Annotated in this window: 26 protein-coding genes; 7 read left to right on the forward strand and 19 right to left on the reverse strand. The window is 62.8% G+C overall.

Features of this window, described 5'->3' with window-relative positions; all coding sequences use genetic code 11:
• Window position 1: 1 nt before the first annotated feature.
• The 6 genes from NO934_RS01835 to NO934_RS01860 form a co-directional block, all read right to left on the reverse strand.
• Window positions 2-706, reverse strand: coding sequence for an ABC transporter ATP-binding protein (locus tag NO934_RS01835; RefSeq protein ID WP_309161881.1), 705 nt, complete (start codon window positions 704-706; stop codon window positions 2-4).
• Entirely contained in the window at window positions 703-1,425 is a 723-nt protein-coding gene (locus NO934_RS01840; RefSeq protein ID WP_309161882.1) for an ABC transporter ATP-binding protein, read from the reverse strand. The genes NO934_RS01835 and NO934_RS01840 overlap by 4 nt, the downstream gene beginning before the upstream one ends.
• Before the next feature lie 19 nt (window positions 1,426-1,444).
• A complete protein-coding gene (locus NO934_RS01845) occupies window positions 1,445-2,512 on the reverse strand; it encodes a maleylacetate reductase (protein WP_309161883.1) in 1,068 nt (355 codons plus the stop codon).
• A gap of 128 nt (window positions 2,513-2,640) precedes the next feature.
• Window positions 2,641-3,558, reverse strand: coding sequence for a helix-turn-helix domain-containing protein (locus tag NO934_RS01850; RefSeq protein WP_309161884.1), 918 nt, complete (start codon window positions 3,556-3,558; stop codon window positions 2,641-2,643).
• Between the two features lie 327 nt (window positions 3,559-3,885).
• Entirely contained in the window at window positions 3,886-4,542 is a 657-nt protein-coding gene (locus tag NO934_RS01855) for a dienelactone hydrolase family protein (RefSeq protein WP_309161885.1), read from the reverse strand.
• A 257-nt stretch (window positions 4,543-4,799) separates the two neighbouring features.
• On the reverse strand, window positions 4,800-5,000 hold the full coding sequence (locus tag NO934_RS01860; protein WP_309163792.1) for a hypothetical protein: 201 nt from the start codon (window positions 4,998-5,000) through the stop codon (window positions 4,800-4,802).
• On the opposite strand from NO934_RS01860, the gene NO934_RS01865 reads away from it, so the two are divergent.
• Window positions 4,995-6,896, forward strand: coding sequence for a cation-translocating P-type ATPase (locus NO934_RS01865; RefSeq protein WP_309163631.1), 1,902 nt, complete (start codon window positions 4,995-4,997; stop codon window positions 6,894-6,896). The two genes, NO934_RS01860 and NO934_RS01865, sit on opposite strands and share 6 nt — an antisense overlap.
• Window positions 6,897-7,000: 104 nt before the next feature.
• Here the strand turns inward: NO934_RS01865 and NO934_RS01870 are convergent, their stop codons facing one another.
• The 7 genes from NO934_RS01870 to NO934_RS01900 all read right to left on the reverse strand — a co-directional run bounded on the left by NO934_RS01870 (window position 7,001) and on the right by NO934_RS01900 (window position 12,703).
• A complete protein-coding gene (locus NO934_RS01870) occupies window positions 7,001-7,411 on the reverse strand; it encodes a DUF6152 family protein (RefSeq protein ID WP_309161886.1) in 411 nt (136 codons plus the stop codon).
• A gap of 39 nt (window positions 7,412-7,450) precedes the next feature.
• Complete coding sequence (locus tag NO934_RS01875) at window positions 7,451-7,990, reverse strand: hypothetical protein (protein ID WP_309161887.1); 540 nt, start codon at window positions 7,988-7,990, stop codon at window positions 7,451-7,453.
• Window positions 7,991-8,004: 14 nt separating this feature from the next.
• Window positions 8,005-8,583: a DUF6644 family protein gene (locus NO934_RS01880; protein WP_309161888.1), complete on the reverse strand. Its 579-nt coding sequence runs from the start codon at window positions 8,581-8,583 to the stop codon at window positions 8,005-8,007.
• A gap of 11 nt (window positions 8,584-8,594) precedes the next feature.
• The gene (locus NO934_RS01885; protein ID WP_309161890.1) at window positions 8,595-9,110 is read right to left on the reverse strand and encodes a DUF6644 family protein; all 516 of its coding nucleotides are present in this window, start codon (window positions 9,108-9,110) and stop codon (window positions 8,595-8,597) included.
• Between the two features lie 151 nt (window positions 9,111-9,261).
• Entirely contained in the window at window positions 9,262-9,783 is a 522-nt protein-coding gene (locus tag NO934_RS01890; protein WP_309161891.1) for a DUF6152 family protein, read from the reverse strand.
• Between the two features lie 92 nt (window positions 9,784-9,875).
• The gene (locus NO934_RS01895; RefSeq protein WP_309161892.1) at window positions 9,876-11,222 is read right to left on the reverse strand and encodes a hypothetical protein; all 1,347 of its coding nucleotides are present in this window, start codon (window positions 11,220-11,222) and stop codon (window positions 9,876-9,878) included.
• An 83-nt stretch (window positions 11,223-11,305) separates the two neighbouring features.
• Window positions 11,306-12,703 (reverse strand): hypothetical protein, encoded by a 1,398-nt coding sequence (locus NO934_RS01900; protein ID WP_309161893.1) that lies wholly within the window; start codon window positions 12,701-12,703, stop codon window positions 11,306-11,308.
• A gap of 495 nt (window positions 12,704-13,198) precedes the next feature.
• Here NO934_RS01900 and NO934_RS01905 point away from each other — a divergent pair, with 495 nt between their 5' ends.
• The 3 genes from NO934_RS01905 (at window position 13,199) to NO934_RS01915 (ending at window position 14,962) form a co-directional block, all read left to right on the forward strand.
• A complete protein-coding gene (locus NO934_RS01905) occupies window positions 13,199-13,720 on the forward strand; it encodes a hypothetical protein (RefSeq protein ID WP_309161894.1) in 522 nt (173 codons plus the stop codon).
• A 97-nt stretch (window positions 13,721-13,817) separates the two neighbouring features.
• Window positions 13,818-14,468 carry a HupE/UreJ family protein gene (locus NO934_RS01910; protein WP_309161895.1) on the forward strand — a complete coding sequence of 217 codons (651 nt, stop codon included), beginning with the start codon at window positions 13,818-13,820 and terminating at the stop codon, window positions 14,466-14,468.
• Between the two features lie 32 nt (window positions 14,469-14,500).
• On the forward strand, window positions 14,501-14,962 hold the full coding sequence (locus tag NO934_RS01915) for an Rrf2 family transcriptional regulator (protein ID WP_309161897.1): 462 nt from the start codon (window positions 14,501-14,503) through the stop codon (window positions 14,960-14,962).
• A 37-nt stretch (window positions 14,963-14,999) separates the two neighbouring features.
• Here the strand turns inward: NO934_RS01915 and NO934_RS01920 are convergent, their stop codons facing one another.
• The 6 genes from NO934_RS01920 to NO934_RS01945 all read right to left on the reverse strand — a co-directional run bounded on the left by NO934_RS01920 (window position 15,000) and on the right by NO934_RS01945 (window position 21,238).
• The gene (locus tag NO934_RS01920) at window positions 15,000-15,512 is read right to left on the reverse strand and encodes a DUF6152 family protein (RefSeq protein ID WP_309161899.1); all 513 of its coding nucleotides are present in this window, start codon (window positions 15,510-15,512) and stop codon (window positions 15,000-15,002) included.
• 132 nt (window positions 15,513-15,644) lie between these two features.
• Window positions 15,645-16,838 carry a CoA transferase gene (locus NO934_RS01925; RefSeq protein ID WP_309161900.1) on the reverse strand — a complete coding sequence of 398 codons (1,194 nt, stop codon included), beginning with the start codon at window positions 16,836-16,838 and terminating at the stop codon, window positions 15,645-15,647.
• A 5-nt stretch (window positions 16,839-16,843) separates the two neighbouring features.
• Window positions 16,844-17,650: a citryl-CoA lyase gene (locus tag NO934_RS01930; RefSeq protein ID WP_309161901.1), complete on the reverse strand. Its 807-nt coding sequence runs from the start codon at window positions 17,648-17,650 to the stop codon at window positions 16,844-16,846.
• A gap of 340 nt (window positions 17,651-17,990) precedes the next feature.
• A complete protein-coding gene (locus NO934_RS01935; protein WP_309161903.1) occupies window positions 17,991-19,307 on the reverse strand; it encodes an ABC transporter substrate-binding protein in 1,317 nt (438 codons plus the stop codon).
• 158 nt (window positions 19,308-19,465) lie between these two features.
• Entirely contained in the window at window positions 19,466-20,497 is a 1,032-nt protein-coding gene (locus NO934_RS01940; protein WP_309161905.1) for a VOC family protein, read from the reverse strand.
• Between the two features lie 66 nt (window positions 20,498-20,563).
• Window positions 20,564-21,238 carry a dienelactone hydrolase family protein gene (locus NO934_RS01945; protein ID WP_309161907.1) on the reverse strand — a complete coding sequence of 225 codons (675 nt, stop codon included), beginning with the start codon at window positions 21,236-21,238 and terminating at the stop codon, window positions 20,564-20,566.
• 99 nt (window positions 21,239-21,337) lie between these two features.
• Here NO934_RS01945 and NO934_RS01950 point away from each other — a divergent pair, with 99 nt between their 5' ends.
• The 3 genes from NO934_RS01950 to NO934_RS01960 all read left to right on the forward strand — a co-directional run bounded on the left by NO934_RS01950 (window position 21,338) and on the right by NO934_RS01960 (window position 25,059).
• Complete coding sequence (locus NO934_RS01950) at window positions 21,338-22,165, forward strand: IclR family transcriptional regulator C-terminal domain-containing protein (RefSeq protein WP_309161909.1); 828 nt, start codon at window positions 21,338-21,340, stop codon at window positions 22,163-22,165.
• Window positions 22,166-22,593: 428 nt separating this feature from the next.
• Window positions 22,594-23,193: an NAD(P)H:quinone oxidoreductase gene (wrbA, locus tag NO934_RS01955; RefSeq protein WP_309161910.1), complete on the forward strand. Its 600-nt coding sequence runs from the start codon at window positions 22,594-22,596 to the stop codon at window positions 23,191-23,193.
• Between the two features lie 534 nt (window positions 23,194-23,727).
• Window positions 23,728-25,059: a hypothetical protein gene (locus NO934_RS01960; RefSeq protein WP_309161911.1), complete on the forward strand. Its 1,332-nt coding sequence runs from the start codon at window positions 23,728-23,730 to the stop codon at window positions 25,057-25,059.
• The last annotated feature ends 23 nt before the right edge of the window (window positions 25,060-25,082 follow it).

The raw sequence follows: 25,082 nt of genomic DNA on the forward strand, positions 1-25,082 counted from the left end.
CCTAAACCCCAAAATATGCGTCTTGTATCTGCTCGCGCGTGAGCTCTCCCGGCCGGCCTTCGAGGCTGACCCGCCCTTCCATGAAGCAGTAGACCCGGTCCGCAGCATCCAGCGCCGCCGTCAGGTCCTGCTCGACAATAAGCACGGTCGTCCCTCGCCGCTTGATCTCGGCGACTGCCAGGTAGACGTCCTTGACGATCGCTGGAGCCAGCCCGAGGCTGATCTCGTCGCAAAGCAGCACCTTGGGATTGCTCATCAGCGCGCGGCCGATGGCCACCATCTGCTGCTGGCCACCCGAAAGCGTGGTCGAGGCCTGGTTGCGCCGCTCCTTCAGAATCGGGAACAGGTCGTAAATGGCTTCCAGCGTCCAGCCCCGATCCTCACTCATGCCGTGGGCGCCGACCATCAGGTTCTCCTCGACCGAGAGAGAGGGGAACAGCCGCCGCCCCTCGGGCACCAGCGCCACGCCCTTGCGCACCATGTCGAAGGCCGGCGTGCCGCCCACCGCCACGCCTTCGAGACGGATCTGGTCGGGCTTGGACGCGTTGAGCCCGCAAAGCGCGTTCAGAAACGAGGACTTGCCCGCCCCGTTGGAACCGATGATCGCCACCGTCTCGCCGGCATTGACCACCACGTCCACGCCGAACAGCGCTTGGAAGTCGCCATAGAACACTTCGAGATTGTGTGTTTCGAGCAAAGCACTCACGATGCCGCCTCCTCAATGCCCAGATAGGACCGCCGCACCGCGGGATCGGCCATGACCGCCTGGGGCTCGCCCTGGGCGATCAGCTTGCCGCGCTCGAGCACGATCAGCCGCGAGACGACCGAGAGCAGCGCGTGAACGATGTGCTCGATCCAGATGATGGTGACGCCGCGCTTGTGCAGCGAGCTGATCAGCGCCACCAGCTTGTGGCATTCGCCCTCGGTCAGCCCGCCGGCGATCTCGTCGAGCAGCAGCAGGTCCGGGTTGGTGGCCAGCGCCCGCGCCAGTTCGAGCCGCTTGCGGTCCAAAAGGGTGAGCTTGCCCGAAACGATATTGGCCTTGTCGGCCAGTTCGGTCATCTCGAGGATGGCAAAGGTCTGCTCGAGTCCCATCGGGGTTTCACCCGCGCCGAACTCGGCCGCCACCATGAGGTTTTCAAAGACGGTCAAGGTTTCGAACGGCTGCGGGATCTGAAACGAGCGCCCGATCCCCCCGCGGCACCGGTCGCGCACGCTCGCACGGGTAATCTCATTGCCGTGAAAGGAAACGGTCCCCGCGTCGGGGCGCAGCACGCCGGTGATGAGATTGAACAACGAGCTTTTGCCGGCTCCGTTGGCCCCGATGATCCCCAGGGCTTCCCCCTGCTCCACCGAGAGGTCGATCCCCTCCGCGGCAACGACAGCTCCAAAGCGCTTGGAAACCGATTTCAACTCGAGAAGCATTCGATCTTACCTGTCCGCTCTAAAGGCTCGCCCCCGGAGCCCGCCCAAAAAAGGCATCATCGAGCAGACCGCGCAGGTCCTCCTCGAGAAGCGGCTGGGGGTTCCAATAGGGATTGTTCATCATGATCCCGACGGCTCGATCGAGATCGGATTGCTTCATGCCCAATTCGCTCAGCGTCATGGGCGCATCGAGCCGCCGCGCAAAAGTCCAAAGGCCAAGCGCCGCGCTCTCGGATTGAAATATGGAGGCCACGGGTGTGAGTTCGCGCGCCACCGCGCGTTCGTTATAGGCAGTGGCATGCGGCAGGATCACGGAATGAGTTTCCGCGTGCGGCAAATCGAAACTACCGCCCAGCACGTGGCAGATCTTGTGATGCAGCGCCATGCCCACCGCGCCGAGCACGGTGCCGCAGGCCCAGGCGCCATAAAGCGCATCCGAGCGCGCTTCCGCATCGTCGGGGCGCTCGTGGATCACCGGCAGCGCGCGCGTCAGCGCCGCAATGCCCTCTTGGGCGATGATCGAGATGACCGGGTTACGGTCCTGGGTATAAAGCCCTTCCACCGAATGGGCGATGGCATTGAGTCCCGAGGTCACCGTCATCTTGGCCGGCAGGCTCATCGTGAGATCGACATCGTAGACGATGACCTCGGGCAGCACCTTCATCGAGCGCTGCGTGGTCTTGGCGCCATCCTTGGTCTCACCCAAGATCGGGGTCGCCTCCGAACCTGCATAGCTGGTGGGGATGACGATCTGGGGCAGATCGGTGCGCAGCGCGATCGCCTTGCCGAGCCCTGTCGTCGAACCGCCCCCGATCGAAACCACGCAGTCGGCGCTCACCGCATTGACCTGTTCGAGCGCCTTTTCGGTCACCTCGACCGGCGTATGCATGGCCGCTCCGGCAAAGAGGTCCGCCGCCCGCGCACCGAGAGCCTCGAGCATTTTCCGCCCTGTCTCCTCCTGCTGGGGCGTCGTGAGCACCAGCGCCTTGGCGAGGTCCATCCGCGCAAGCTCGTCCCCCACCTGGTCGATGGTTCCCGAACCAAAGACGACGCGCTGGGAAAGTGCTTGGTAGACAAATGGATACATGTGCTCCTCCGGACGCGAAGTGCTGCGCCTTCCGACTCCGGAAGCTAGTTGCTAGCACCACCCCGCTCCTGCACGTTCTCGCAGGGGAACCTGCACAAAACAATCTTTGCTGCCGGCGGCCTTGAGGCCTAGTTCTGGCACGATTTGCGATATGCTGCGGGCGTCGTCTGGAAGCGGCGGCGGAACAAGCGCGTGAGGTGTTCCTGGTGGGTAAAGCCACATTCGAATGCCACTTCGGCGACGGACACGCGCGTCTCGCGCAGTAGCTCCTGGGCTTTGTCGAGTCGCAGATTGACCAGATACTGATAGGGCGGCGTGCCCATCTCGTTACGGAACTGCCGCGCGAAATGGCTCGGACTGCGGTTGATGACCGCGGCGATATCCTCCAGCCCGATCGAGCGGTCCAGGTTTTCGCGCATATAGGCAATGGCTTCGTTGACGATCGGCCCGCCGAGCGCGCCCGAAGACATCCGATCGGTGGGAGAACTCTGTCGCAAACGCGCATTGGAATAGTCGCGCACCAGGCGCGAGGCTACCGCGCGGGCAAGGCAATCGACGTAGAGCGCGTTGGCATAATCCGCATCCTCAAGCGCAAACATCACGGCTTGGAGCAGGTTACTCATATGCACGTCTGAATCGACGAACTCGCCCATAACCGAGATATTGGTGGGATCGCCCACGGCCATTTCGGCGGCAACTTCTTCGATGATGGTTCGCCGGATGTAGACGTGAAGCGTATCGAGCTGCTCGAACAACCGGAAACCAAAGCTCATGCCGCCGGGAACGAGATGGATGCCGCCTGCCGGCACGACCCGTCTTTGTGCTCGGTCGCCATTCAGCCGATCGACGGCGACGGGACCGGTGCGATGAAGCACCAGCAACTGATCGTCCACCGCCGAAAAGAACGCCTCGAACGGATATTCGCTCTGCGAGGATGCATAGATCGAGTGCCAATTGTAATTGTCGCTGCTGGCCGCAGTCTTGTTCGGTTTTTGCCCCAGAACCCCGTGAGTTTCGCCCACACCAAAGGGTGCGCCTGCACGCATTTCCGCTCCTCCCACAAACCTCCTGGCCCGGCCGACGCAAGACCGTCGGCGAGCATTCACTCCATTCCTTTTCCGGCTGTGCCATCGTTCAGGACGGAGGACTACGTCCACCACCCCTATCGACCAGCGGCACCTCCTCGTGCCGGTCTGGTAGATTCCCATGGGGAGCGACGTCCGTCCTGCACGTTACCATCGCTTTTTGGGACCTCCAATGCTCTTCCAAGGGCCGGGGCGTCCGGCACTTTATTGATACAAATCAACCTATTGCATTGAAAGAAAACTGAATTCAGAGCGGAAGCTCGCACCCGGCACCAGACTAAAGTTGTATCACCCGGGCTGCACAAAACGCTCATCTGCGGCTTCCGGCCGCACCGTTTCGACCATGCGTCGTGCAGCTGCAATTTCGACATCGAGTACCCCGTGCTCGCGATCCTCGAAGATATCGAGTTCAGGCCTGGCGCCACTCTGACGCAACCAATCATAGGTTTCCCGGACACGGTCCGTCGGCACCCAGGGATCGTTCTCGGCGGTGGTGATGTAGGCAGGCATACCCGAAAGTACCGGCCGCAGCGGCCACACCGTTCCGGCGGGACCTATCAAGCCGCCCGTCCACAAGATGGCGGCGGCATAGCGACGAGGATGACGGGCAAGAAACTCCGATGTCAGGCATGCACCCTGGGAGAACCCGCCCACGACGATGCGATGGGCAGGCGTCCCCTTGGCGATGAGATCGGAGACGATCGCCTCGTAATGCCCGATCGCGGCGGAAAGGGCCGGCTCGTTGTCTGCGATCGGAGCCATGAACAGGCCCGGATACCAAGTGTTGCCGGTAGCCAGGGGAAAAAGGAAGGTGACGTTATCGAGCGCAAGGCGTTCGGCATGAACCCTCATGTCTTGCGGTGACTGCGTCCGTCCGTGCACCAGCACGATCGTCAAGTCGCTTCCCTTTCCCAAGCTGAGGCTTTCAACGGGATTGTCATGCATGCCGGCTTCTCCTGAGTATTGCATTTGGCCTTGGTGACACGTCGCAACGTCCCCGACAGCGTGATTGGTTCGTGCAGGTTTGCCGGAGTGATCGTGCAGGCAATCGGCGCAAGGTGGGCTAGTGTGACGGCTACGGCGCATCCAACACCTGCACGCCGATACGGCGCCTGCACAACTTTGCTGCACTTCTGCACGTTCCGCGCAAAGTTCTGCCGCCGCAGCGAACGAGGACGCGTCCTGATTTTAGGGAGGATGATTCAGCCATGATCGAACACGCGCCAAGGCAGCCGCACAGCCACCATCATCACGGGCACGATCACCACCATCATTATCACGATCACGATCACGATCATCATGACCATGATGACCACGGGCATGGCCACCATCACGATCACGAGTTTTCCCCCCTGGTCATCGCCCGGATCGCCGTGGCCGGCCTCTGCGCGGCGGCTGTGCAATTGCGCCTGCCCGACGCCAACCCGCCCCTTCTGATGATCGGGTCGGACATCTTCCTTCCCTTCTCCTGGTACGCGCTGGTGGGGCTGCTGTTCGGCGGCTGGCCGCTGTTCGTCGAAGCCTGGGAATCCATTCGCCGCCGGCAGATGACCATGGAACTCTCAATGGTGATCGCCATCCTGGCCGCGACCTATACGGGCTATTTCTTCGTCGCCCTCGTCATCACCTTCTTCGTGCTGATCGCGGAGGTTCTCGAGGGCATGACGGTCGAACGCGGGCGGCGCGCCATCCGCAACCTGCTCGAATTGCTGCCGCGCGAAGTTTCCGTACGCCGGGCCGGAGCGGTCAATACGATCTCGACTTCCGATCTGGCCATCGGCGACACCGTTTTGGTCGAGCCTGGTGCTCTGGTTGCCATCGACGGCACGGTGACCGGCGGCAATTCCTTTGTCGACGAAACCCGCATCACCGGCGAATCCATGCCCATTGAGAAGGTCAACGGCGCCCGCGTCTATGCCGGGTCGATCAACCAGTCCGGCGCCCTCGAAATCCGAGCCGAACGCATCGGCCGCGACACCAGCTATGGCCGCATCATTGCCGCCATTGAACAGGCCGAGCGCTCCCGCGCTCCCGTGCAACGCTATGCCGACAAGCTGGCCGCCTATATCATCTACGTGGCGCTGATCTTTGCGGTGATCGAATATTTCATCTCGGGCGGCAACATCTCCTCGACCATCGCCGTCATCATCGTCGCCGGCGCCTGTGGCGTCGCTGCTGGCACGCCCCTCGCCATCCTGGGCGCCATCGGCCGTTCGGCGCGGCTGGGGGCGATCATCAAGGGTGGCACGCATCTGGAAACCCTCAGCCAAGTCGACACCATCGTGCTCGACAAGACCGGTACGCTGACCTTCGGGGAACCGGACGTGGTGGCCATCGTGACGGCGCCGGGCACCAGCGAGGCCGATGTCCTCGCCGCCGCCGCGACGGCGGAAATCCGCTCCGAGCACCCGCTCGGCAAGGCCATTGTGGCACGCGCCCGCGAGGCAGGAACGGCCATCGTCGAGCCAGACAGCTTCAGCTACTCCCCCGGCATGGGCATTTCAGCCACCGGCCGAAACGGCGCCATCGTCGTCGGCAATGCGAGCTGGATGGAGCGCAACGGAATTTCGCTCGCCGGCGTCGCGGCGCGCGACGAGGCGACGACCTGGGTGCACGTGGCGCAGGACGGACGGCTGCTCGGCGCCATCGGCATCGCCGACCGCGAGCGCCCGGAGGCCCGCCGCGCCATCGCCGCCTTCAACAAGATGGGCATCCGCACGATTCTCCTCACCGGCGACAGCGCACCGGTCGCCAAGGCCATGGGCGCAAAGCTGGGCATAGAAGACGTCCGGCCCGAACTGCTGCCGGAAAACAAGCTCGATCACATCCGCGAACTCGTCGGCGGCAAGAGCAAGGTCGCCATGGTCGGTGACGGGATCAACGACACGCTGGCACTCGCCGCCGCCGATGTCGGCGTGGCCATGGGTTCGGGCACCGAAGTCGCCCGCGAGCGGGCCGATATCGTGCTGCTGGGCAATGATCTCGAGCGTTTCGCCGAAACCGTCAAGATCGCCCGGCGGGCGCGCGGCATCATCTTCTTCAATTTCGCCGGCACCATCGTCATCGATATTTTGGGCATCATTGCCGTGATGCTGGGCTTTGTCGGGCCCGTGGCAGCCGTTCTGATCCATGTGGGCTCGGAACTGGCCTTCATCCTCAATTCGGCCCGTCTGCTCTCGTTCAGCAAGAAGGACAATTCGTTCGATTTCGACTTGGCCCATCTGCCCGCCAGCGGCCCCAGGCTGGTGATGGGAAGCCATCATCACGAGCACAGGGCGGAACCGGCCAACGCCGCTTAACCACTGACCCAACCAGCTCGGAGTTTGCGGCATGAACCCTCGGGCCAAGCCCGAGGGTCCATCAGCTTAAGGAAGCCACCTGCGTCGGATATGCCGCGAAGCCTCTACTCCCCGCCCGGCGCGTCCAGCCCTTCCGCCCGCCCGAACGCCCTGCCGCCCGCGTCGATCGAACCCTGCCACAACCCAGCCGGCCGATTGCCACGCATGGGGTGAACCAGCACCGTGATCCGATCACCTGGCGCGACGTAATCCTGCCTTATCCCCTGGGGGAAAAGCTGGGGCACCCCTTCCATTTCTATGGCCCAGTCCTGCTCGGTTCCGTCCTCGTCGGCAACGATGAGCTGCAGCCATGAATGGGGAATTGTGTAGTCGAAGCTCTTGACCTCGCCCACAAGGACCATCTCCTGGTCCATCAGATACATCGCATAGGAGGGATGGCCGAGCGCCGCCGTCGGCGCGGTGAGCACAAGCACCGCAAAAAAGATCAAACCGGTCGCGCGCGCTCGAAAGCTCATGTGCACAAAGCCACCCCGGTTGGCATCAGGGCCGGGTCGTCACCGCGACATCTCGATAACGCCCGGCTCGAGCTCATAGGTTCCGGCCAGCGTCAATTCGATCTCGATCGGCGTATCGAAGGAATCGTTGACGAAATACCAGCCGTGGATTCCCTGCAGCGGGGCGCGTACGAAGCCGTGCGACGCGCTTCCCTCCTCGTCGCGATAGAGCATGGCGTCGCCATAGGTCCCATCGTCATTGAGCGGATGCCCGTGCATTTCGTAATAGATGTCTTCCGAGGCCGTCCAGGAATAGAGCAGCACGTCCCCCTCTTCCATCGAGACCTTGTACTCCATCTGGCCGTAATTTTCGACCAGGCCGTTGACGGTTATGGTGACGGTGTCGGTGCGCCAGGGCGTTTCGAGGTCGGAGGCGATGTTCTCTGCGGCGCGCCCGAGAGCATAGGGGGCGAAATCGGTCTCCATCGGCCCGCCCTCCTGCACCTGGGAGAGAGCAGGAAGCGCGGCGAGGCCGATCAGTCCCGCCGCAGCGAGCGCGGCAAAAAAGGAACCGCGCGCCGGAATGGTTGAATGTTTCATATGTCTCCTCCGATTTAGCCCACGGCAGTCTGGACCAGCGATATGGCACCGAAAAGATTGTCGAGGTCGAGATCGCCCGCGGGCGGCGCCGAGAAGTTGAACCCCTTGGTGTAACCGATCCAGCGGCCCAGAACGATGATCAGGACCCAGAGTGAAATCGAGGCAAATCCGGCGAACCGCGCCGCCGGCGGCGTGCGCCGCTCATTGTCCCAATGGGCCATGTTGCGCGCGGTGATCAGTTCGAACACCACCATGTTCAGTCCGGCAAAGACGAGCGCCACCATCTTGAGCTGAAACTGAAGGTTCACGTAGAACGTGGTCGCATTGGCCGCGAACATCAAAAGGCCGGTGACGGCGGCGAGGGCAAATCCGATCCAGGTCCATTTGAGCAGGTCTTGCGCCACTCGGCTGACTGGCCGGCTGACCGATTGCAGCCCGATCAGCCGCATGTCCACCATGAAGATCGTCCCGAACACCAGCGAGAGACCCACGACATGGAAGACGTTGATGATCGGCAGCGCGTTGAGCGTCTCACGCACGAAGGTGCCGATTGCCGAATTTTCGATTGCAGCAAAGAAGCTGTAGAAATCCATTTTGTCTCCCCTCAGGCCTGCGGCGACAGGCTGCCCCAGATTTCGGTGTCCCAGGCAATCAGGCGGCCCATCGCGATGATCCCAAGCCAGATGAAAAAGGAGAGCACCGCAAAGACCTTGGTGGCCGGCGCAACCGTTTCGGTTTCCGCCCACTTCGCTTGATTGTTGCGGACGTGGATCTGGAAGGCGGCAGCGATGACGATACCGACTGCCAGAAGGCTCATTTTGGCCCAGAACGAGAAGCTCAGGAGTTCACGCGCCGGCTCGCCGACGATCAGGAGCAGCCCGCTGGCCGCCAGAACGACGATGCATCCCCATACCCAGGGGGCGTAGCGGCGCGTCACCGTTACCAGCGACTGGTCCTTCGCGATAACGCCCAGGATGCGCAGATCGACCATCAGCAGCGCGCCGATCAGCACGCCGAAGGTAACGATGTGAACCGATTGGATGACCGGGATCATCCACAGGCTGGAAGCAATGGTCTGGCTCAACCCCGTGCCCGCCAGCCAGGCGGCGAATTCTTGCATGGCCGTGTATCCTTGATCTCTTCATTGTCTCGCGTGCCCGCTCGCCCGAGCCGGCCTCGCTTCGGCATCCCTGCCGGTCGCAAAGGCCGCCCGACCGGTTGCCGCACGCACCGGTTCATGGCCGCCGCGGGGCCACCCCAGCGCCGGCCCGTCAGCCATTCTGGTCCGGGTTGTATTCTTCTTCGAGTTCGCCCTCGACGGGGATTTCCCCATCGCCATGCGACGTCGATTCCGGCAGGTCCCAGCAATGCTCGCCCGCAGCCGGAGGCGTGTTCTCCGGGCATTTGTAGAGCGCCGACTCCCCACGGTCCCCGCCCGGCTGGCCGTTGCGCAGCGGGTGCAGTCCGACCGAGAAGATCGTGCCCGGCGGGAAGCCGTTGACCGAAATGCCGTCCTGGGCCGCCTGCGCCGCACCGTTCATTTCGACCGCCCAGATCTGAGGTTCGCCATTGTCGTTGCGGAGCACCGCCTGGCGCGCTTCATCGAGCGGGGCAAAAAAGATCTGCAGATGGTTGGCGTCGGGATTGATGCGCGTCACGACGCCCGTGAACACCTTGACTTGGCTGCCATCGAACATCGCAAACGAATGGTGCGCGAGGCCGGGCACAACGCCTGCCGCCAAAATGCCCACCGCCGCAGCGCCGCCGATCAAGGCCTTTTTTGTATTCATCATCTTCCTCTCTCCTCTGACCTGCCCTCTACCAGAGCGGCAGGTTTCCTCTCTGCCCGGCCGGCAGAGCTGCCGGCGGGGATAACCTCATCAAATCAGAAACCGAACAGCGTCTGGGTTTCCGGAGCTTCCATGCCCTCCTCGTGGTGGCGCTCCCAGATCTGCGCCCAGGGGCGTCCGAACCAGTCCGGCTGGCGGTATTCGAAAACCTGGTTGGGCGAGACGTTCTGCTGGTAGCCATCGATCGGATAGATCGTGGGATTGCATTCGACGAAAACGTAGGGCTCGACCTCGTTGAGCGCGCCGGCATGATCGAGTTCGCGCACGATGCGCAGCGGCTCGACGAAGGCTTCGGCATCGTACAGCACAGTTTCGTGCGTTAGACCCACGAACTCCCCGCTCTCATCTTGGCGAGGCGTGTAGATCTCCACGGTCTGGAGCTGGTTGGAAAATTCGAAGCCCGAGTGATAGACCCAACCCTGGATGTTGGACGTCCAGGTGATCAGGGCATCGCCATCCCAGAACCCAACGGTTTCGCCGTACCACCGGGGCACGTCGGCCCCCAAGCGCGGCACCGCGCCTTCGGTGTTCATCTCGCGGTCTATGTGGACTTGACGCAGGAAATTGTCGGCAGTACCGCCGAGCCATTGCACTATGTCCGGGGTCATCATCAGATCCACCGTGAACATGGCCGGCCAGTGATAGAAGCGCATGAAGCCTTCCGGCCAGCAATAGGAGGCCGGCCACTGATGCGCGTTGGTCACCCCGATATGATAGAGCTGCTGCACCAGGCGCGTCTGATACTCTTTGGTCAGCAGCGTAAGGATCGTGGGCACCTGGTTGACGTGCAAATAGTTCCACTGGCTGCGCCCGCCGATGGATTCGCCGTTCTCGAACAGGGTGCCGGTATATTCGTAGCGCCCGTCCCACATCGGCAGCGTTTCGCGCGTGTGGATCGTGGGGCCGCCATTGCCCTCGGTCTCGGCCAGCAGGGCTTCATAGTGCTCCTGAGCGCTCCCGAAGGGGTAAGGGCTCACAATCGCGTCGCGCGGGTAATCGTTCTCGCAAACGCCCCAGGGCGCCTGCGCCGGGTCTTCATTGTTGATCGGATTGGAATTGGGATAGGCACCCCAATGATCCTCGATGGACACCGCGCTGTTGCAGCGGAAATAGCGCGGATCGCTCCAAAGCTCGCGATCGGCGTAGAAATCGGTTGTGGTGAACAGATCGACCTCCAGCGGCTCGACACCTTCGGGCGTGTCACCCGCGCGCGCGCCGAAAACCTCGCCGCCGCCATAGATACTGCCGCCGCCGACCACCGGACCGGATTTGGGCTCGACAGGCCAGCCGCGCCCGACACTCTCCTGGGCGAGTACCGGCGAGGTGCCGCCGGCAACGCAAAGCACGAGAGCCAACGCGGTTAAGGTTTTGGTTGTCCGCACCGATTTCCTCCCCTTGTGCCTAAGCCATGAATCTATTCGTCGGCGTCGAACCGGGGCGTTGCCGCCCCGGCCCACTGCGTCGGTCAGAAGCCGAACAGGCTGCTGGCCTCAGGACGCTCCATGTCCTGCTCGAAATACTGCTCCTGGATCTGCGCCCAGGGACGACCGAAAAGATCGGGAACGGTGTACTCGATCGTGGTGCCGGGCGAGACCGGCTGTGCGCGGCCCTCGATCGGGAAGATCGTCTGGTTGCATTCGATGAAGATGTACGGATCGACTTCATCGAACTGATCGAGCTGCCGATACCATTGGATCTGGCGCGTCGGCACGACGGTGGCTTCCGGATCGTAGAAGATCGCCTCGTGATGCAGGCCCGAGAAGTTCTCGGTCTCCATCGGCGTAAAGATCTCGATGATCTGGAGCTGGTTGGAATGCTCGTAGGCATTGTGAGTAACCCAGCCCTGGATATTGGACGTCCAGGTGATCAGAGCGTCCCCGTCCCAGAAACCGATCGACTCCCCATACCAACGCGGCACGTCCTGGCCCAGACGCGGCACGGCGCCCTCCATATTGAACTCACGCCCGATATTGTACTGGAGCACGAAGTTGTCGGCGGTGCCCATCAGCCACTGCACGAGGTTCTCGGTGACCAACAACTGGTGCGGCTGCTGCACCGAGAACTGGTGCCAGCGGCGCATCATGCCTTCGGGCCAGCAATACTGGCTCGGCCACTGCGCGGCATTGGTGTTGCCCTGATGATAGGCTTCCTGGACCACGCGGGTCTGGTACTCTTCGGTCAGCACCGACAGCATGGTCGGAATCTGGGTGATCCGGCCCCACCACCAGTTCTCGTACCCCCATTCCTGGTTCTCACCCAAACCGCCCAGACGCTGATAGCGGCCGCTCCAGTTGGGCGGAGGATTGTCATGACTATATTCGGTTGGCCCGCCATTGGCCTCGGCCTCCGCCAGGAGAGTCTCGTAATGCTCCTGGGCGGTCTCGAACTGATAGGGGCTGACGATACCCTCACGCGGATAGCCGCGGTCGCAGAACCCCCACGAGGTGGTCAGCGGCGGGTTGTCGCCATTGGCAGTGTTGCCGCCATAGGCGCCCCACATCGATTCATTGGCGAGAGGCGAATTGCAGCGGAAGTAGCGCGGATCGTCCCAAAGCTCCGCGTCGACATAGAAATCGTCGGACGTGTAGAGATCGCGTTCCAGCGGCTCGACGCCCTCGGGAGCGTCACCGCCACTGGCGGCCACGTTGTCGCCCGAGGCGCCGACCTGCTGGTACTCCCGCGCATCGACATAAGCCCAGCCCCGCCCGGCGCTATCGCCTTCATAGGGGTCGTAGAAAGTGAGATCGGGGTTGGCCTCGATCATTTCGGCCTCGCTGGCCCACTGAGCCATCGCCGGGCCGGCCGCAAGTGCCAGCGCAATCGCCGATGCAGCGGTCGCAAAACCAATTCTCGTAATCGTCATATCGTCCTCCCTCAAATTCCCGACACTGGCGGCTCCACCTCGGACGCACAGCTCGGGATGCACACCCGCAAGCATGCGAGCTGATCATGTCCAAGCCCCTCAAGGCTGACCTGCATGTTAGCGATGCGAGTTCTGCACAAAACATGCAAAGCACCGCCGAGCGCGGCAGTCATGCGCGAGCTGTTTATACTTAAGTATTACAATGGGTTGGCTCAGCAGCCGGAATGTCGCGACCGATCGGCTCCATCCAGTGGTTCCAGCTCAACTCCCACACGCGCACAAGGCACCAGCGGGCTGGGTGTATCGGTAAATCGCTTGACCAAGACGTCGGCGATCGCATGTCCCACGGCGGCAAATATATAAAGAGCGTGCCGGCTTTGTGCAGGCCAACGGGTTTCCCCGCCTGCTTGACTGGGCAGGCAATTCGGCACTGCCGACCGTACCCAGTGTCGTCCCGCACTTTGGCGAAACCCTTTCATCCGGGAGAATCCAGAAATGACAACGACATCCAAGCTCTTTGGCACCGCCCTGGCCGCTGCCATTGTCCTTGCCGCCGGCCCTGCCTTCACGCAGGAAGCGCTCGAGGTTTCCTTCGCCGATGCCGAATGGACCGGAGAAGCCGTTCCCGAGGGCCAGCATTGCAGCCTTCAGGGCGGTTCGGGCGCCACACCCGCTCTCGAGATATCCGGCGTCCCGGAAGGCACGACCGAGATTCACGTCGCCTATTCGGACGAGACCTATCAGCCCATGAACAATGGCGGTCACGGCACCATCGGGTTTACCATCACCCCCGCCGACGGCACCGTCTCGCTTCCCAGCGTGCCGGGCGAAACCGACGATCTGCCCGAACCCGCCTTCGTTGCCGCCCCCAACGCCACCTCGGGCGATTTCCTCGCCGAGGGCTACATGCCCCCGTGCTCGGGCGGCAATGGCAACACCTATTCCGCCCAGGTCTCGGCGCTCGACGACCAGGGCACCGTGCTGGCGACCGGGGAGATCACCCTGGGCACCTACTGATTTCCCAAAAGCGCCGGAGCCTCGTCCCCGGCGCTTCTGGCCTTGTCCTGCACAAAAGCAGCATCGCGACCTGACGGAAACCGATCGGAGGGCAACCATGAGCAGCCGCAACAGAAAAAAGGTGACCGCACTGCTCGCCGGGCTCTGCGCACTGGCACCGGCGACGCCCGCTCTTGCCCACCACGCCCTTGGCGGCAGCCTGCCCATGCGCTTCGAAACCGGATTGCTTTCCGGGCTCGCCCACCCGATCATCAATTTCGACCATTTCGCCTTCGTCGCCGCGGTGGGCGTATTCGCTGCCGTGACGCAGGCGTCCAAGCTTTTGCCGCTGTGGTTCGTGCTCGGCACAGTGGCCGGCTGCCTTTTTACGGTCGCAGGTTTGGTCATCCCGCTCGATGTCTGGCTCGTTCATGGCGCACTGCTGGCGCTGGGGCTGGCTCTCGCGCTTGGCAAGCCGCGCATGCCGGTCTTTGACACCGCGGCCTTCGCGGTCGCGGGGATGCTACATGGCAGCGTCTATGCCGAAGCGATCGTGGGCACGGTGTCGTCCTCGCTCGGGGGTTATCTCGTCGGCTTCACGATCATCCAGATGCTGGTCGCCAGCGGCGCGATGTTTGCAGCCTATGCGCTGTGGTGCGGCGACCGGCTTTATGCCAGTGCGCGCATTATCGGCGGCGTGGTCGCCGGAGTGGGCCTCACCGTACTGATTCAAACAGGGGTGTCGGCCCTGTTTCCCGCTCTGGCCTGATCATGCAAGAGCGCGGCGGGGAGGCATAGGTTTTGCGACTGTCGACGCAGACAAATTTCGCCGTGCGCACGCTGGTCTATTGCGCGGTCAGCGACAACGAACTCAATCGCGTTGGCGACATGGCCAAGGCGTTCGGCATCTCGGACATGTTCCTGTTCAAGATCATCGTGCCGCTGACACGCAACGGCCTGCTCGAAACCGTGCGCGGCCGCCGTGGTGGCGTGCGGCTCGCCCGACCCGCGCCCGCCATCAATCTGCTCGAGGTCATCAGATTGACCGAGGACGGGTTCGCGCTCTCGGAATGTTTCACCCAAGACCGCGAAAAGTGCCCCTTCAAGGACCGCTGCGCCTATACCAATGCGCTCGGCCGCGCTCTCGAAGCCTTTCAGTCGGTGCTGGCCGAATATACCATCGCCGACCTTGCCGGAAACCCCGATCTCGAGAGCGCCCTCAATATCATCGCACTGCCCCAAGGCCAGAGACGCGCCCGTTAAGCCCGCCGCCGCTCCTCCGCGACGGCGGGGCCTACCCTCATTCAGGGTTGTATTCTTCCTCCAGCTCGCCGGCCACCGGGATCTCCCCATCGCCGTGCGCGGTGGAATCGGCCAGGTCCCAGCAATGCTCGCCCGCCGCCGGCGGCGTGTTGGCGGGGCATTTGTAAAGCGCCGACTCGCCGCGATCTCCGCCCGGCTGGCCGTTGCGCAGCGGATGCAGCCCCACCGAAAAGATCGTGCCCGGCGCAAAACCGTTCACCGAGATGCCGTCCTGGGCCGCCTGGGCCGCTCCGTTCATCTCCACCGCCCAGATCTGCGGTTCGCCATCCTCGTTGCGCACCACCGCCTGGCGCGCGTCATCGAGCGGAGCGAAAAAGATCTGCAGATGGTTGGCGTCGGGATTGATGCGCGTCACCACCCCCGTAAACACCTGCACCTGGCCCCCATCGAACATTGCGAACGAGTGGTGCGCGAGGCCGGGTACAATACCGCCGGCCAAAACGCCGGCCGCCGCCACCCCGCCGATCAAAACCTTCTTTATGCTCTTCATTTCCCTCTCTCCTTTGAACTCATCCCTCTCCCAAAGGATGAGCGACACGGCCGGCCGGACAACCGGAACCGGACCATTTGATGCCGGCTCGCCGCCGGTGTGCCCCGGGTAAACAGGCCCAAGGCTTTCCTTTCACTGCGCCGCTTCCTCCAGCCGGCGCGCAGTGGCCGCAAGCTCGGGCCACCCCTTTCCCTCGGCTACGTTCCGGCGGACCGCCTCGCCATCGGCGTCAAGCCTGGGCGCGGGACGCACGTTCAGGAAGGGCTCGCCGTCGACGGTCACCGCCGGGCGCACGGCCCTGTCGGCTGCGTCGTCCCCGGTCTTTTCGACAGGCACGATGAGGTTGAGGTGATTGACTTGCGGGTCCTCGACCACTTCTTCGACTTCATTGACCGCGGCGAAAGGCACGTCGAACTTTTCCATGATCGTGGCCCATTCGGCCCGATCCCGCCGGGCGGTAATGGCGTTCAGCTCTTCTCCGAGCGCCTCGTAATTGTCGATGCGGGCGAGGCGTGTGGCAAAGCGCGGGTCTTCGCGCAGATGCTTGGCATCGAAGGCCTCGGTCAGTTCGTCCCAGAACTTTTCCGGGCTCGAGAGATGGATAGCCACCAGCTTGTCGTCACGTGTCTTGAGGATATGAGCCTGCGCCAGACGCGGCCGATCAAGCCCCACCGGCGCCTGGCCGAGCGCAAACAGCGCCGTAAAAGGTTCGATCGCGAAATGGGCCATGGCCTCGAGCATCGAAACCTCGACCAATCGGCCCTTCCCATCCGTTCCCCGGCTCACCAGCGCTCCCAGGACGCCATAGGCGGCATAGATGCCGGTGATGGCGTCCGCCAGCGCCGGGCCCAGGAAACGCGGACGTTCGCGGTCGGTCACGATGCCGAGAAACCCGCTCAGCGCCTGCGCCACGGAATCATAGCTGGGCCGGTCGCGATAAGGGCCATCCTTGCCGAAGCCCGAGATCGAGCAATAGACCAGCCGGGGATTGATTTCCGATAGCCTCTCATATCCCGCCCCCATGCGCTCGGCGGCGCCGGGGCGGAAGTTCTGGATGAACACGTCGGCTTCGGCCACCAATTGATCGAAGATTTTCTTGTCGTCTTCGGATTTCAGATTCAGCGCCACCGACCGCTTGTTGCGGTTATAGGCCTGGAAGTGCGGTGAAAAATGTCCTTCCTGGTAGGTCCGGTAAGGATCGCCGCTTCCTGGGGTTTCCACCTTGATGACATCGGCCCCCAGATCGGCCAGCATCATGCCCGCGCAGGGACCGGTTATGAATGTGCCCTGCTCGAGGACCTTGACGTTTTTGAGAGGCAGATTCATCGCCTTCACTCCTCGATATTCTGCGGCACGAAGCCGTCGGGGAGCTCACCCGAATAGGAAATAACCTCCGAGCCCGACTCGGTCAGCGCAAAGCCGATAGGATTTTGGCGTTCTTCGAGGATATGGGCGATCAAGCTGGCCGTCCGGGCCAGGATCGGGACGCCCTTCATGCCGAGCAGCGGATAGCCCGCATCCAGCAGAAGCGATGGAATGGCGCCCGACACATTGAGCACCAGTTTTCGGCCCGTGATTTCGGGAATGACCTCTTCGGCCAAGAGCGCGGTTTTGAAATGCTCTCCGAAAATCCCGAGTTCGCGTGCAACCTCGATCAACCGACCTGTCCTCGGGTCATGGGCCTTGTGGTAAGGATGTCCATAACCGGGAATGGCCTTCTTCTCGCTGCGCAGCTCGGAAACCACCTTATGGATCGCTGTGCGCCGGTCTCCGCCCGCATCCATGCATTGCTGCAAAAACGCCCCGGCCGCTTCGGCGGCGCCCAGGATTACCGATCCGCAGCCTAAAAGCCCCGCTGCAACGGCCCCCTGCACCGCTTCGGGCGCCGCCGCATATGTAACCCGTGCCGCCTGCACCGAAGGCACCAGCCCGTGTTCGGCGATCGCCACCAGCGCTGCATCGAGCGCTCTCGTTTGGGTTTCGGTGGGCATGGCGCCGATCACCAGCAGCCAGGTATGCTGGGTAAACGAGATCTTGCCGATCAAATCCGCGCACAAATCCTTGCCGCGAATAACGATTTGATCCGGCGTCGCGGTCGAAATACTGGTTTGCCGTGTCGAGTTTGGGCCGATCTTCATACTGGACCTACTGCCTTTTCGGTGTGGGAGACGGAGAGCAACGGTTCAGGCGTGGGACTGCGGAAAAGACTGACCTCCTCCTACCGCGCCTCTCCGGCGCGCAGAGTTCGCCTGCGCCCCTCATCTGCCCCGCCCCCATTTTCGTTTAGCGAAATTTTTTTCGCATAACGCATTTTGTTGAGTTCTCATCGGGATGTCAAGGGATGCAAGTCTGCGGCAGAGGCTCTTTTTTGTCGGGGCTGGCTAAGGCGCCGGAATAAAAAAACCGTCCCATGCATCTCCATACGGAGCGCATGAGACGGCCAGGGAGGAATGCCCGAGGGGGTCGGGCACTCGCTTGTCAGGCGATGGCCTCCATTTCGCCGGCCGCTTCGATTTCCGGCGCGGTCTGGTTGTCGACGATCACCAGGTCGTAGCCATCATCGGCCAGCCGCCATTGGCCGCCCACCAGCTTGGTGGTCGAGACGTTGGCACTGGCAAAGCCCGGCACGTTGTCGCGGCCGAACGCGACCTGGCCCACAATGGTCTCGAGGTCGGTCGCCGCGATCGCATCGGTGTTGGCGTCCAAATCCTTCGGATCGGCGCTGCGCTTCAGAACGTCCAGCGCCACTTCGAACAGGGCGTGGGTGAAACCGATCGGCTGGGTCCACTGGCGCCCGGTCTGTTCGGTGAAGGCCTGGGCCAGTTCCGCGGCAGTCATGCCGTTCATCGACGAAGAATAAGGATGGCTCGGCGACCACCACACTTCGGTAGAGAGATTGTGCCCTTGCTCGCCCAGCGCCTCAACCGCCGAGGGGAACAGGATGCAGCGGCCCATGGTACAGACCGGCGGGCGATATCCCTGCTGCAGCGACTGGGTCCAATAGGTCGTGAAGTCGGGCGGGATCATCAGGCCGGTGACAATATCGCAGTCATTCTGCTGGAACAGCGAGATCTGCGCCGAGAAATCGTCCGAAAGGTTCGCATACCGCCCCGGATCGTTGACGCTGTAGCCCAGATTGGCCAGGAACGGCGGGAACCCGGTATTGGGATCGGAGAAGGCGTTGCCGTCCGGATCGTTCGGCCACAGGCCGCCCACATTCTGATTGAGCCCGTCGAGTTGCGCCCACATGTTCGTGTAGGTCGTGAACCAGTCCGCCGAACCGGGAAAGAAGTGGTAGGTATAGAAGAACCCTTCAGGGCTGGCGGGGTTGGCCTGACGGCCCATGAACCACGCATCCCACGGCGCCATGGTCGAGATGCACGGCATCTGCTCGAGCTCGCACACCGTCGAGACCGGATTGGTGGTGTCCGGTGTCGAAGCTGTGAGCATCAGGTCCACGCCTTCGGAAACGATCAGCTCCTGAGCGACTTCGCCGGCGCGGTTGGGGTTGGACTGGCTGTCGCGGACCACCACTTCCACATTATATGTCGTGCCGCCAATGCTGAGGCCGCCGGCCACCGCTTCCTGGAACATCGCGATCATCATCTGATCGGCTTCGGCGAACCCGGCAAGCCCGCCCGATTGCGGCGTCACATAGCCGATGCGGATGGTGGGCGCCTGGGCGCGGATAGCTGGCGCGAACAGGCTGGTGGCAGCGATCGCCGTGCCGGCCCCGGCCGCGCCTTTGAGAAACCGGCGGCGATCGATGCCCCGCGGCAGGATAAGCTTGGTCATGATTGTCTCCCTTTTTCTCGCCCCGCAAGGCGAGCCCTCCCCTCTAATACCTGCATTAAACCGTCGCGTTCCTGCACAATCCAAGCGGACGTGCGTCGGAATGTGTCCTTCCCGAAAGGACGAACGCCCCGCCGCGTGAGGCAGCGAGGCATTATATGTCAACCGGCGACCTTTTCCTTGCCGCCCTTGGCCTTGTCGCCCGACGCAGGGGGAGCGCTCTTGAGCGAGCCGTCTGGACGGCGTGGATTGGTGATCGGGGTCAACTCGCGTTCAAGACGCGCCCTGAGCGGCTCGACGCGCTTGGAGAGCGCCAGACGCTCGCCCAGCTCGCTCGCGTCCTGATCCACCAGGAACCCCGGCCCGGCGCTGCACAATTCGATGATGCCACCCGGCGTCTGGGTGTAGCAGCTATCGAATACGTGGTGGTCATAGACCGGCGTGGTCGGGATCGGGCCCGAATGCGAATAGTCGCGCCAGCCGCCCAGATCCTCGTCGGCATCGAGCGCCAGATGGTGCCACAGCCCCACGCCGATCTCCTGGAACGGCCCCTGCGGCGCCGGCGCGGTGTACCAGCGCGCGCTCTTGGTATCGCCATTGAGCTCATAGCGCTGCAGCGCGTCATTGCGCACGAAGCCCATGTGCTCGGCATAGGGCTGCAGCTCGTCGAGAGTGGTATAGGAGCGGATGCCTTCGATCCCGGTGACGCGGAAGGCCTCGGGAATGTCCTGCGCCGGGAAAGCCAGGGGCTTGTCCTTGGCGTCGGTCGCCATCAGTTCGACCGTATGGCCCTCGAAATCCTCGAACACCAGCCGGCGCGGCTGTGTCGGGTCGAGCCGGATCAGTTCCGAATAGATCTGCTCGTTGGTCAGTCGGTCCATCCAGTAGTCCAGCGCCTCATGGCTGCGCACCCGCAGAATGGCAGCCGCGTGATTGCCCTTGCCCGGCGTGGCCTTGGGCGCGTCGTTGAACTCCAGGAAGGTGACGACGCTCCCCCGCGTGCCGTCCGCATCGGCGTAATAGGTGTGATAGCGGAACGTCGTCTCGAAATTGAGCGTCTTCTTGATGAAGCGCAGCCCCATGATGCGGCACCAGAAGTCCACATTGGCCTGCACATCGGCGGTGATGCCGGTGATGTGATGATTGCCGTCCAGGGCCTTGGCCGGCTTGTTGGTGTTGGGACGCTGAGACACTTTAAATCCTCCTTCTCTTGTCCGTGATGCTGCGCCGGCCGCCAGCGGCACGCGCAGGGTTATGTCCTAGGCGGCAACCCCTTTGACGAGTTGGCCCAGAAGCGACATTTCCTGATCGCGAACCACATGGTCGCCATCGGAAAACATGTGCAGTTCGACATTGGCCCCCGCCGCCTCGAGCAGCGCGCCGGTGGCCCTGAGATCGTCCATCGGCAGCCACGGATCGCCGGCGCCACCCGAGAGCAGGACAGGCATGCCCTCAAGCTTAGCGCTTGCCCGCCTGTGCGCTATGTCCAGCACGCTGCCGGTGAAGATCGCGGCGGCAGCCGGCCGGTGCGCGCCGCCCAGCAGATATTCCGCCACCATGCACCCGCCCTGCGAGAAGCCGGCCAAAACCACTTTCGAGGCTGGAAACGCGTTCTCCGCCGCCCGCTCGAATGCCGTATCGATCCACTCCAGGCCGGCCTTTACCGCGTCGGCGTTTTCAGCAAACGGCGCGTCATAACGGCCCTCGTACCAGTTTTTGCCCCGAGCATAGGGCGCGAGAACCCGCGTCGTCTTGCAGCCGGACCGGGCGGCAAAGCCGTTCGGCAATTCGTTCGCGTCCCGATCCCGCCCGTGCACCGCAATCAGCACACGGTCACATCGACCCCACGGCGCCCCAAACTCGGCCAGCCCAAAACCCGAAGCTGCCGAGGCATCCTCCGGCATAGACCCCCTTGCGGAGTGAACGCTCTGCATCGATAGATTCTCCTCCCGGTAGAGCGTCGCTTTCGCGTTTGATTTTTTCGCTGAGCGAAGCTATATCCGTACAGCGAATATTTTATGAAAGGGAGCATCATGTCAAGCGTTCTGGATGGCAAAGTCATCGACGAGAAGGAATTCAACTCGGCCATCGCCCGTGGCTTTGCCGTTTTGGAGTCGTTCGACAGCGAAAATGTCGAGATGACGCTATCGCAGGTTGCCGCCCGCACCGGGCTCTCACCGGCCACCGCACGCCGCTGTCTCTATACGCTTTCGATCCTGGGCTATGTGCGCCAGCACGGCCGCAAATTCACGCTCGGCGCGCGGGTTTTGACCCTGAGTTCGTCCTATATGCGCTCGAGCCAGATCGACGAATTCCTGCTCCCCGAGCTGCGCCAGCTCGTCGAAACTTTTGGCGATGCCTCCTCGGTGGCGATCCTCGATGAGAACATGGTGCTCTATCTCGCCCACACCTCGCGCCAAAGCGCTGTTCGCCCCATCGCGGCGATCGGCGCGCGCTATCCGGCCCACGCCACCTCGCTTGGGAAGGTCCTGCTGGCCTATGCGGATTCGACCACCCAGAATCGCTTTCTCGCCACGGCCCCCTTCAAGGCGCTCACCGATCGCACGGTGACCGACCAGGCCGAGTTGTTGCAGATCCTCAAGGAAACCAAACGGCTCGGCTATGCGGTCGGCATCGACGAGCTCGACTATGGCATCGCCTCGCTCGCGGTGCCGGTATTCGACGGTGAAGGCCGGGCGGTCGCCGCGATCAACACCTCGGGCTACAGCGGCCGCCTCTCGGCACAGGCCCTGATCGAGGAGCGCCTATCGCTCCTGCTGCAAGCCTCGCGCAACATCACCGCCAAGCTCTCGCAATACCCCGTCCTGGTCAAAACCGCTCTCACCCCCGCGGGCCGCTAGACCCGAAGACGAGAGGGCCCCTCGCTTCGAACCTCATGGCCAACCGCCGGCGCGGGGCGGGTGAAGCGGAACGCCGCATGTACGTGCATCGCCAGACGGTGGTGCCGGAAACACCTTTTCTGAGGCCGTGGAGAGGTTGCGGGTCTCCGGTCCGAAGACGATAAGGGGGAGAGGTGGCATCCCCCATCAACACCCCACATGAACCGGCCCCTCCTCGCCTAATCGATGCCACTTACCCCCACCCTCTCCGGCGTCATTGTCCGGCTTGACCCGACAATCCGCAACACATCCGGCGGCACGGGAGACGGGGGCCACCCCTACCGTCCAGCCCCCCCCAACCTGATCCGCCCCCAAGAGGCTTGACTTCCCACCTCCATCCATCAAAATCTTCGTATCACGAATTAATTTTCGCCTAGCGGAGAAATTGCATGGCAAAAACTCTTGTCCTTTACTATTCGAGCTTCGGTCACATGGAGGCGATGGCCCAGGCGGCGGCGGCCGGAGCCCGCGAAACGGGCGCCGAAGTCACCATCAAGCGCGTCCCCGAACTTGTCCCCGAAGAAGTAGCCCGCAAGGCTTACTACAAGCTCGAACAGGATGCCCCCTTCGCCAGTCCGGCCGAACTGGCCGATTATGATGGCTTCATCTTCGGCATCTCGACCCGGTTCGGCATGATGGCTTCCCAGATGAAGAATTTCCTCGATCAGACGGGACCGCTCTGGGCCCAGGGTGCACTGGTCAACAAGGTTGCGACCGTCATGTCCTCCACCGCCGCCCAGCACGGCGGCCAGGAACAGGCGATCCTCAGCACCCAGGCGGCATTGCAGCACCACGGCATCATCATCGTGCCGCTGGGTTACGCCTATCAGGATCAAATGGGCGTGGACGTTGTCCGCGGCGGCTCGCCTTACGGGATGACCACCGTCACCCTATCCGACGGCTCACGCATGCCCAGCGCCCAGGAACTCGACGGCGCCACCTGGCAAGGCCGCCACCTCGCCGACATCGCCCGCCGCCTGCACGGCTAGGCCCCACCGGTCATTCGGCGCCTTGCTCCAAGGCTGCTCCCCCGCACCCCGTCACCCTCGGGCTTGCCCCGAGGGGATCCACGCCCATTCCCAAATATGCGCGCCCTTCTCGGCTCTTGCCGCGCGCCTCTTCCAACCGGCAGCGCTGCGGATTGTCGGGTCAAGCCCGACATGACGAGCGGAGAGGGGAATGCCCCCAATCCGCGTTGTCCGCGCCCTTGTCCTAACCCACCGTGTCACCCCGGGCCTGACCCGAGGCAAGGTATGCGCGCCCCTCCCGGCTCTTGCCGCACCCTCTCGCCCCTGGTCGTCTTCGGGCTTGACCCGGAGACCCGCAAGGCTTCCACGCCCTCAGCAGAAGTGTGTCCAAACCCTCCCGCACCGCCAGCAGCGCTGTGGATTGTCCCTCCTCACCTCCGGCTCACGCCACCCTTCCCCCTGCCACCTTGACAAGCCCCACCGCTTCGCCAACAGTATTCGCTCTACGGATATTTTTTCGTACAGCGAATTTTTGCTCTGGGAGGAGAGATCAACATGTCTTTAAGATTGCCAGGCCATCTGGCTTTCGCGTCCTTGGCCATCGTCGGCCTGACGCTGGTTCCACCTGTCCTTGCGCAGGACGAACAGGAAAGCGTCGGCTTTGGATGGCCGATGGCCGATCAGGAGGGCCATCAGGCCGTCGGCGCGGGAAGCGGAGGGGCTTTTGGAGGAGAAGCCATCGCCGCGCGCAACGGGGAGGTTCCAGAAGGGGTGGAACCGCTCGAGCGCGATATCTTCACGTCGGACGATTTCTATCAGGACGTCGATTTGTGGTCCGATCCGCGATATTTCCGCTGCAACAGTCCCATGGGGCTGGAAAGCCAGTGGGGCGCCTATGGCAATGCCATCATCGGAGACAATCCGCCGGAGTCCGGCGCCTGGGGCTTTTGCGATGCGGATTTTCCGCGCGAGGAGATCGTAAGCCCCTACCCGTTCGAAACCGCTCAAGAGCATTATGAAGCGCTGCTGGCCGAGGCCGAAGAGGCCGGAGCCACCCTCAAGCGTCCCATGGACGACCTTCCCGACTGGAACGGGGTCTATGACGATTCAAGCGAAAACTGGTTCTGGGGCCGCATCGTTCAGGCGACCACGATCACCTCGCTGCTCACCCCAGAATACCAGAAGCGTTTCGTTCAGGAAGCCTATCACCACGCCAACACCAATGCCGCCATGTGGCCCAGCCAGTATTGCTGGCCCGAGGGCTTCCTGCGCCGCTGGCACGAGCATTCGGTTCGCGACCATCAGGTTTTGATGAACGAGGATATCGTCCAGATCCTTACCGGGGTCGCCGACAATTTCCTCACTCAGATCCGCATCGGCGATGAGTTCATCATCGAGGAGGGCAGCGTGCCCCGTCTCGGCGAGGCCGTGCCGCGCTGGTACGGAGAGTCCATCGGTTTCTGGAACGGCGACCATCTGATCACCTGGACGTCCAACATCCAGGGCTGGATGACCCATGGCGGGTTCGAACATTCCAACCTGATGCAGACGGTCGAAATCTATTCGCCCGAGACCGACGAGCAAGGCGACATGATCGGGCTGCGCCATGAGGCGATCTTTTACGATTCCGAAGCGCTGGTCGAGCCGATCCGCATGGTGCGCGTGCTCGAACGCCTCGGCGATTTCCAGGACCGCGAACCCTACATCTTCGTTGAATGCAACCCCACCATCTATCCGGTCGACGGCAGAGCCCAGCCGGTCTCGCCCGGTCAGGTGATCGACTATGTCGTGCCCGACTGGTTCGGCCGCCCGTGGGCCCAGATGTGGGAACGCTTCCATGAAGAGGGCATGGAGCGCCCCGAGAACGAAGCCCTGTTCGGCTTCTGATCCTTCCAGAGCATTCCAGCAAA

The organism is Pelagibacterium sp. H642 (genome assembly GCF_031202855.1).
In the GTDB taxonomy this organism is placed as follows: domain Bacteria; phylum Pseudomonadota; class Alphaproteobacteria; order Rhizobiales; family Devosiaceae; genus Pelagibacterium.

Coding starts and splice junctions, on each gene's coding strand:
- wrbA (WP_309161910.1), top strand. CDS start 22,594: ATGGCAAAAACTCTTGTCCTTTACTATTCGAGCTTCGGTCACATGGAG.
- NO934_RS01870 (WP_309161886.1), bottom strand. CDS start 7,411: ATGAGCTTTCGAGCGCGCGCGACCGGTTTGATCTTTTTTGCGGTGCTT.
- NO934_RS01855 (WP_309161885.1), bottom strand. CDS start 4,542: ATGCATGACAATCCCGTTGAAAGCCTCAGCTTGGGAAAGGGAAGCGAC.
- NO934_RS01900 (WP_309161893.1), bottom strand. CDS start 12,703: ATGACGATTACGAGAATTGGTTTTGCGACCGCTGCATCGGCGATTGCG.
- NO934_RS01925 (WP_309161900.1), bottom strand. CDS start 16,838: ATGAATCTGCCTCTCAAAAACGTCAAGGTCCTCGAGCAGGGCACATTC.
- NO934_RS01930 (WP_309161901.1), bottom strand. CDS start 17,650: ATGAAGATCGGCCCAAACTCGACACGGCAAACCAGTATTTCGACCGCG.
- NO934_RS01890 (WP_309161891.1), bottom strand. CDS start 9,783: ATGATGAATACAAAAAAGGCCTTGATCGGCGGCGCTGCGGCGGTGGGC.
- NO934_RS01920 (WP_309161899.1), bottom strand. CDS start 15,512: ATGAAGAGCATAAAGAAGGTTTTGATCGGCGGGGTGGCGGCGGCCGGC.
- NO934_RS01960 (WP_309161911.1), top strand. CDS start 23,728: ATGTCTTTAAGATTGCCAGGCCATCTGGCTTTCGCGTCCTTGGCCATC.
- NO934_RS01910 (WP_309161895.1), top strand. CDS start 13,818: ATGAGCAGCCGCAACAGAAAAAAGGTGACCGCACTGCTCGCCGGGCTC.
- NO934_RS01885 (WP_309161890.1), bottom strand. CDS start 9,110: ATGCAAGAATTCGCCGCCTGGCTGGCGGGCACGGGGTTGAGCCAGACC.
- NO934_RS01880 (WP_309161888.1), bottom strand. CDS start 8,583: ATGGATTTCTACAGCTTCTTTGCTGCAATCGAAAATTCGGCAATCGGC.
- NO934_RS01950 (WP_309161909.1), top strand. CDS start 21,338: ATGTCAAGCGTTCTGGATGGCAAAGTCATCGACGAGAAGGAATTCAAC.
- NO934_RS01875 (WP_309161887.1), bottom strand. CDS start 7,990: ATGAAACATTCAACCATTCCGGCGCGCGGTTCCTTTTTTGCCGCGCTC.
- NO934_RS01935 (WP_309161903.1), bottom strand. CDS start 19,307: ATGACCAAGCTTATCCTGCCGCGGGGCATCGATCGCCGCCGGTTTCTC.
- NO934_RS01905 (WP_309161894.1), top strand. CDS start 13,199: ATGACAACGACATCCAAGCTCTTTGGCACCGCCCTGGCCGCTGCCATT.
- NO934_RS01850 (WP_309161884.1), bottom strand. CDS start 3,558: ATGCGTGCAGGCGCACCCTTTGGTGTGGGCGAAACTCACGGGGTTCTG.
- NO934_RS01845 (WP_309161883.1), bottom strand. CDS start 2,512: ATGTATCCATTTGTCTACCAAGCACTTTCCCAGCGCGTCGTCTTTGGT.
- NO934_RS01840 (WP_309161882.1), bottom strand. CDS start 1,425: ATGCTTCTCGAGTTGAAATCGGTTTCCAAGCGCTTTGGAGCTGTCGTT.
- NO934_RS01945 (WP_309161907.1), bottom strand. CDS start 21,238: ATGCAGAGCGTTCACTCCGCAAGGGGGTCTATGCCGGAGGATGCCTCG.